Annotated in this window: 8 protein-coding genes; 4 read left to right on the top strand and 4 right to left on the bottom strand. The window is 62.6% G+C overall.

Annotation, left to right across the window (positions count from 1 at the left end; translation table 11 throughout):
* Positions 1 to 412 (bottom strand): acyl-CoA dehydrogenase family protein (locus tag H8A92_RS39335; RefSeq protein WP_229200636.1); only part of this gene is annotated, 412 nt, incomplete at its 3' end.
* Between the two features lie 366 nt (positions 413 to 778).
* Between H8A92_RS39335 and H8A92_RS39330 the strand changes: the two genes are divergently transcribed.
* On the top strand, positions 779 to 1,159 hold the full coding sequence (locus H8A92_RS39330) for a carboxymuconolactone decarboxylase family protein (protein WP_229200635.1): 381 nt from the start codon (positions 779 to 781) through the stop codon (positions 1,157 to 1,159).
* Between the two features lie 96 nt (positions 1,160 to 1,255).
* Here H8A92_RS39330 and H8A92_RS39325 read toward each other — a convergent pair whose 3' ends face one another.
* On the bottom strand, positions 1,256 to 2,203 hold the full coding sequence (locus H8A92_RS39325; RefSeq protein WP_229200634.1) for a LysR family transcriptional regulator: 948 nt from the start codon (positions 2,201 to 2,203) through the stop codon (positions 1,256 to 1,258).
* Positions 2,204 to 2,304: 101 nt separating this feature from the next.
* On the opposite strand from H8A92_RS39325, the gene H8A92_RS39320 reads away from it, so the two are divergent.
* Together H8A92_RS39320 and H8A92_RS39315 are read left to right on the top strand one after the other, a co-directional pair.
* Entirely contained in the window at positions 2,305 to 3,195 is an 891-nt protein-coding gene (locus H8A92_RS39320) for an alpha/beta fold hydrolase (RefSeq protein ID WP_229200633.1), read from the top strand.
* Positions 3,192 to 3,593, top strand: coding sequence for a muconolactone Delta-isomerase family protein (locus H8A92_RS39315; protein ID WP_229200632.1), 402 nt, complete (start codon positions 3,192 to 3,194; stop codon positions 3,591 to 3,593). Before H8A92_RS39320 ends, H8A92_RS39315 begins: the two co-directional genes overlap by 4 nt.
* Positions 3,594 to 3,602: 9 nt before the next feature.
* Here the strand turns inward: H8A92_RS39315 and H8A92_RS39310 are convergent, their stop codons facing one another.
* Both H8A92_RS39310 and H8A92_RS39305 read right to left on the bottom strand, forming a co-directional pair.
* A complete protein-coding gene (locus tag H8A92_RS39310) occupies positions 3,603 to 4,538 on the bottom strand; it encodes a helix-turn-helix domain-containing protein (protein WP_229200631.1) in 936 nt (311 codons plus the stop codon).
* Positions 4,539 to 4,672: 134 nt separating this feature from the next.
* Positions 4,673 to 5,446, bottom strand: a complete 774-nt coding sequence (locus tag H8A92_RS39305; protein WP_229200630.1) for an SDR family oxidoreductase — start codon at positions 5,444 to 5,446, stop codon at positions 4,673 to 4,675.
* Between the two features lie 136 nt (positions 5,447 to 5,582).
* Between H8A92_RS39305 and H8A92_RS39300 the strand changes: the two genes are divergently transcribed.
* Positions 5,583 to 5,889: LysR family transcriptional regulator (locus H8A92_RS39300; RefSeq protein WP_229200629.1), on the top strand; the 307-nt coding region annotated here is incomplete at its 3' end.

Genomic DNA, 5,889 nt, shown 5'->3' with positions numbered 1-5,889 from the left:
CGCCGGGCTCGCTGGAGCAGAACGCGGCGAGCGGCGCGCCACTGGTCTTCAGGAACGGCCCGAGCAGCCGCTGGCACTGCTCCGGCGTGCCGCCGAGCAGCAGCGGCAGCAGGCCGAGCACGCTGCCGAGCATGGTGAGCGTCACGCTGGGGTTCACGCTGTAGAATTCCTCGGCGAGGATCGCCATGTCGATCATGCCGGCATTGTCGCCGCCGGCCGGCGCCGGGATGCACTTGCGCAGATAGCCGGCCGCGACCATCGCCTCGTAGGTCGGCTTGGTCGCGAGAAAGCGCTGCTCGGGCGTTGCCAGCAACTCGGCAGACCTGGCTTCGGCCAGCACCTCCCCGGCGAACTTGCGGGAGGTGAGTTGCAGCTCGCGCTGCTGCGTCGTGAGTGTGAAATCGATCGCCATGCCAATGCCCTCCGTGTCGGCCGCTTGGGCAATGGCTATCGTGATGCGTTCAGGAAATCTTGGACGGCAGCGCCAGATTTCTTGGCGCGGAGTGAACTGGAGTGATTTGGAAACGTGCGACGCAGCTTTTGTGCGGGTCCGATAACGGTAACGTTCGTGGCAGAGCTGCTGCGTAGCAACACGGTCGGCTGGTGCCTGTCGGAACAGACGTCTTTCCATAGTCAAGGATGTCGCGTAATTTTGTTGCGAGCTACCGAGACGGGAGTGCCGACCGGTAGCGCGCATGCCGTCGGCAGGCATCGGCAGCTTTTCAGCAGGCCTCGCTTTTTCTGGTCTGACGCAACTTTATTTTTAGGGAGATTGGCCATGAGAGCTCTATTTGCGAGCGCAGGTTTAGCCCTGTTGTTGGCTTTGGCGTCGGCACCGGGTGCCAGTGCTCAGGAAGCGCCCGAATGGATGAAGCAGACACTTCCTGATCAGGCATTCAAGGCGCATTGGGACGAACAGCAGGCCGTGATGAATCCAACTGGTGCCTTGGACGCGAAGACCAAGCACCTCATTGGCCTCGCTGTGGCAGCACAGATTCCGTGTGAGTATTGCGTCAACGGTCACACCAAGGCGGCAAAAGCCGCTGGTGCGACCGATGCTCAAATCAAGGAGGCCATTGCAACCGCCGCGCTCGTCCGTTTCAATAGCACAATGCTGAATGGCTCGGACGGCGGCCGCGAGTGGTCTTCGCGGAAATAGCCCTGGTGCTTTAGGCGTTGAAGCTGCGAGCTCTCTGTATCGCGAGATTGGCATCAAAATTCCGGATGCGGTCGCGGGGAGCGTTTCGGCGGGATGTTATCGGCGAGAAGAACGCTTGCGCGCGCTGCTTCCTCCGGCCGCATCTTTGGGCTCGGCGAGGCGCTCCCTGAGACGCGGCACCGCGAAGTCGAGAAACGCGCGCAACTTGGCCGGCATCAAGCGATTTGGCGAGTACACGATGTTGACGGGTTGCGGCGCCGGTTGAAAATCCTGCAGAAGCGGAACGAGCTGCCTCGAACTGATCGAGTCAGCGAGGAGATAGGAGAACGCCTCGGTGATTCCGAGGCCGGCGCGCGCTGCATCGCAGGCCGATTCAAGATTGCTCGCCACGAAGCGCGACCGAACGGGAACCGGATAGTCGGTCTGGTCTCGCCTGAATCTCCAAGCGGATGGCGACTGCATCGGCGGATAGCTGATGCAGTCGTGCGTCACGAGGTCGTCAGGCGATTTGGGCGTTCCGCGCGCTTCCAGATATGCCGTGCTGGCGCACACCACGCGGTGGATCTCCCCGATGCGGACCGCGACCAGGGTGCTGTCGGGCAGATCGCCGACGCGAAGCACGACGTCGACATGCTCCTCCAGGAGATTGACGGTCCGGTCTTGCAGATTGAGATGGACGTCCACTTCGGGGAACGCCTTCAGGAAGTCCGAGAGGATCGGCTGCAGACACAGGCGCCCGAGTGCGACGAGCGTCGACACACTCAGCTCTCCGCGCGGCGTCGTGTACTCGCCGGAAACGGCACGCTCGGCCTCCGCGACATCGGCGAGGATTCGCTTCGCAGCGGCGATGTAGGAAAGCCCCGCATCGGTCGGGACGAAGGCGCGGGTCGATCGGTTGAACAGCTTGGTGCGCAAATGCGCCTCCAGCTCCGACACCTTGCGGCTCACGGTCGCCAGCGGCATGTTCTGGCGGCGGGCCGCGGCGGTCAGGCTTCCGGCCTCGGCCACTGCCAGTACGACCGACATTCCCTCGAGGCGATCCATTCGTTACTTCCATTTTCTGGAAGAGTGTATCCCGATTTTGCCAGATACTAATCAATTTCGGAAGGCCATATCCATTTGCCGTGCCAGCGAGGATTTGCATCATGTTCAAGCCAGTGAACGACGACGCGATCGGCTTCCTTGAGGTCGACGAGGATATCACGCTCAGGCGAATGGTGCTGCGCAACGCGAAGGCGAAGGGGACCGTCCTTTTCCTGCATGGCTTTCCGGAGACCCTGTATGCCTGGAAGGATATTGCGAGCGCTCTGACAGATGACTATGAGGTCCACGCCTTCGACTGGCCCGGGTACGGCCTCTCATCGCGGCCTGCGACCGACAGGTTTTCCTACGCGCCCAGAGACTATGCGCGGGTGCTGGATCGATATATCGCCAAGTCGGGCATCGACACCTCGAAGCTCACGATCTACGCGACCGATATCGGCGCGCTTCCGGCGCTGCTGCTGGCGGTGGAAAAACCCGATGTCGCACGGACGATCGTCGTCGGCGATTTCGCCCCGTTCAATCGGCCCGAGTTCATGTATCCGAGCCTGCAAAGCCTGAAGGCGGGACCTGCGATGGACCAGGTCCGCATCAGCTTGAACAGCAATCGCGACGAGATTCTGGCCAACACCTTCACGCGGGGCCTGCCCAAGGAGGCGCATTTCGAGATCGCGCGTGAATTCAAGGACGACATGGTCCAGGGATGGACGCAAGGAGCGATGACAGCGGCCGACGCGTTCTCTCACTACTATGCACACTTCACACGCGACCAGGATTACTTCGAATCGAGGCTGACCCGGCTCGAAACACCGGTGAAGGTGGTTTGGGGCGAGAAGGATCTCTACATCAACAAGGCGATGGGCGCAGAATTCGCCGAAAGGCTGTGCGTGGAGCTGACCGTTCTGCCTGGCATCGGACATTTCCCTCATCTGCAGAACCCGGGGCTCGCGGTCGATGAGGTTCGTGCCGCATTCCAGAGAGGGGAGATCACATGAAGTTTGTATCTGCCGCCGCACTGGCATTGATTGGCTGCCTTGTCGGCTTCAACTCCGCAAACGCACAAGGAGCCGCCATGAAAACGACGCCGACGACTAAAATTCTCGCGATCGGGACCATCAACCCCGGTTTCGAACAGTCGCAGGTGTTTGCCGTCCTGCCGGACGAAGTCCGGGAAACCGTCGACCTCTATCTCGATGGCAAGATCGAGCAGTGGTACTCGCTACAGGGCAAGCGGGGCGTGGCGTTTATCATGAACGTCACCGATCCGGCCGTCGCCCACGAGATGCTCGAAAAGCTACCGCTGGGCAAGACACACATGATGAGCTTCGAGCTGATCCCGCTTGGCCCGCTCAACCCGCTTCGCTTCCTGCAGGGCATGCAGCCGAAGCCTTGAGCGTAGCGCTCAGTGCGCGGCGGCGCGGCGGAATTCGCGCGGGGAGAGGCCATTGCAGCGCTTGAACAGGCGGTTGAAATGCGAGATGTCGAGGAAGCCTGCGTCGAAGGCGACCTCGGCAATGGTCTTGTGGGACGAGTTGCGGTCGAGCAGGGCGCGCGTACACGCAGCGATGCGCTGCTCGTTGACGTGTTCGCCGACGGAGCGGCCGGTGGCGGCAAACAATCGGTGCACGTAACGCTCCGAGCAGTGGAATTTTTTGGCCAGCGCGAACGCGCCGAGTTCGGGGTCGCCGCTGTAACGGGCGATGTGGTCCAGCATGACGGACAGTAGCACGGGCGTGTGCACGCGCTCCGCTGCCACGTCGGCGAGGATATCGGGCGCGTGCGCGATCAACTCGGCAATATGCGTGCCGATCATCGCCGACGTGCCAGCGAGCTGGCGGCCACCCAGGCAGAGCTCGGCATAGCTCGCCAGCGTCCGCGACAGCGCGCGACCGGTTTCGGTCGCAGACAGGCTGAGCCGCGGACGATCGAACAGTGCGTCCGGCAACAGGCGCCTCGGCACGGCAAAGCAGAACAGCTTGAAGTGATGCTGGTGGGCGATCTCGAACGGCTGCGTCGTATCGGCAACCGCAAGATCGCCGGGCGCAGAGATCTGCTCGTGGTCGCGCTGCGAGGTGCGTCCCAGTCCTTCGAGCTGGAGGTTGACGAAGCAAAGGTCGTCGGTGCTTGCAGCGATGTGCGAGGCGAGCCGGTGGACGATGTGTCCGCTCGCCGTAACCCGCGATATCTGAAGCGGCGCGGCGTCGACCTTGCAGATCGCGCCGGCAAAGGACTCTTCGGCAATTTTGCGCGGCTCCAGCCGCACGAAGGCGGCTGCGAGGTCGTCTGCCCAACTGCCGAAGGGTTGATCCGGACGGGCCGGACTGGTCGACCATTCCATGTGCGCCTCGAATAGACCGTCACTGTGAAGGGCCCAGCGCGCGAAAGATATCGCCGGCCAAACCGGCGGTCAAATTCCGCCGGAGGCCGGTTTTCAATGCAAGGAATGGCGCGTGTATGCAGAGAGCGGCAGCCTCACTTGGTGGTGTAGCCGCCATTGACGAGGATGGTCTGGCCGGTCATCCACCAGCCCTCCGACACCAGCATGCGAATCCAGGGCACGATATCCTTGATGTCGGTGAGGCCTGTCTTGGAGAAGCCGGACAGCGCCGCAGCCGATTTGTGGTAGGCGACCGCGTCCGCGCCTTCGGCCGGATAGAAGAACGGCGTGTCCATCGGGCCGGGGCCGATCGCAGTGACCGAGATACCGCGTGCGCCGAATTCCTTCGAGGCTGCGCGGGTGAAATGCTCGACCGGCGCCTTGGTGCCGGCATAGGCGGCATAGAACGGCGTGTAGGCGCCGAGCAGCGACGTCACCAGCGTGCAGATCTTGCCGTTGTCGTTGACGTGACGGCCGGCCTCCTTGAGGAAGAAGAATGCGGATTTGGAATTGACGGCGCTCATGGCGTCGTACTCGGCCTCCGAGATCTCGACCATCGGCTTCTTCAACACCTTGCCGACGGTGTTGATCGCGATGTCGGGACGGCCGATCGCGGCGACCGCGTCGGTGAACAGCTTCTCCATCGCGCCCGATGTCGTGAGGTTGGCCTGGAAGGCGACCGCATTGGCACCGGCGGCCTTGATCGCAGCCACCGTTGCGTCGGCGTCGGTCTTGGTAGCGGCGCTGTTGTAGTGGATCGCGATTGCCTTCGCGCCATGGGCCGCGAGATCGCGCGCGATCAGGCCGCCGAGATTTTTCGCGCCGCCGGCGATGATGACGGTCTTGTCCTTGATGCTGTGGTCGGTCATGGCGTTCGCCTCTCCGGATCAAGCGGCCGCGCTCTGCGGCCGCTTTCTGCAGGGAATGATATCGTCTAGAATTGGCGGATAAAGCCGTGCATTCTGACCTCACTTGTCAGAAATGGCGAACAATCGAGGCCCGAGCTTGGACCGCATCGATCTCTTCCGCATCTTCGCCCGCGTCGTCGAGTGTGCGAGTTTTACGCGGGCGGCCGACACGCTTGGGCTGCCGCGCTCGTCAGTCTCGTCGGCGGTCGCGGAGCTGGAGCAGCGCATCGGTGCGCGGCTGCTGCATCGCACGACACGAAAAGTGTCGCCCACGCATGATGGCGCGGCGTTCTATGAGAGAGCCTTGCGCGTCGTCGCCGATATCGAGGAGGCCGAGAGCCTGTTTCGCCATGCCGCGGCCGAGCCGTCGGGCCGGCTCAGGGTCGACGTGCCCGACGGCCGAG

This window comes from Bradyrhizobium acaciae (genome assembly GCF_020889785.1).
Taxonomy (GTDB): domain Bacteria; phylum Pseudomonadota; class Alphaproteobacteria; order Rhizobiales; family Xanthobacteraceae; genus Bradyrhizobium; species Bradyrhizobium acaciae.
The sequence above is the reverse complement of the archived record's forward strand: the minus strand, read 5'-3'. Positions and strand labels throughout refer to the sequence as shown.

Bases quoted from the DNA above. Each gene is read 5' to 3' on its own strand.
- H8A92_RS39330 (WP_229200635.1), top strand. From the start codon at position 779: ATGAGAGCTCTATTTGCGAGCGCAGGTTTAGCCCTGTTGTTGGCTTTG.
- H8A92_RS39325 (WP_229200634.1), bottom strand. From the start codon at position 2,203: ATGGATCGCCTCGAGGGAATGTCGGTCGTACTGGCAGTGGCCGAGGCC.
- H8A92_RS39320 (WP_229200633.1), top strand. From the start codon at position 2,305: ATGTTCAAGCCAGTGAACGACGACGCGATCGGCTTCCTTGAGGTCGAC.
- H8A92_RS39315 (WP_229200632.1), top strand. From the start codon at position 3,192: ATGAAGTTTGTATCTGCCGCCGCACTGGCATTGATTGGCTGCCTTGTC.
- H8A92_RS39310 (WP_229200631.1), bottom strand. From the start codon at position 4,538: ATGGAATGGTCGACCAGTCCGGCCCGTCCGGATCAACCCTTCGGCAGT.
- H8A92_RS39305 (WP_229200630.1), bottom strand. From the start codon at position 5,446: ATGACCGACCACAGCATCAAGGACAAGACCGTCATCATCGCCGGCGGC.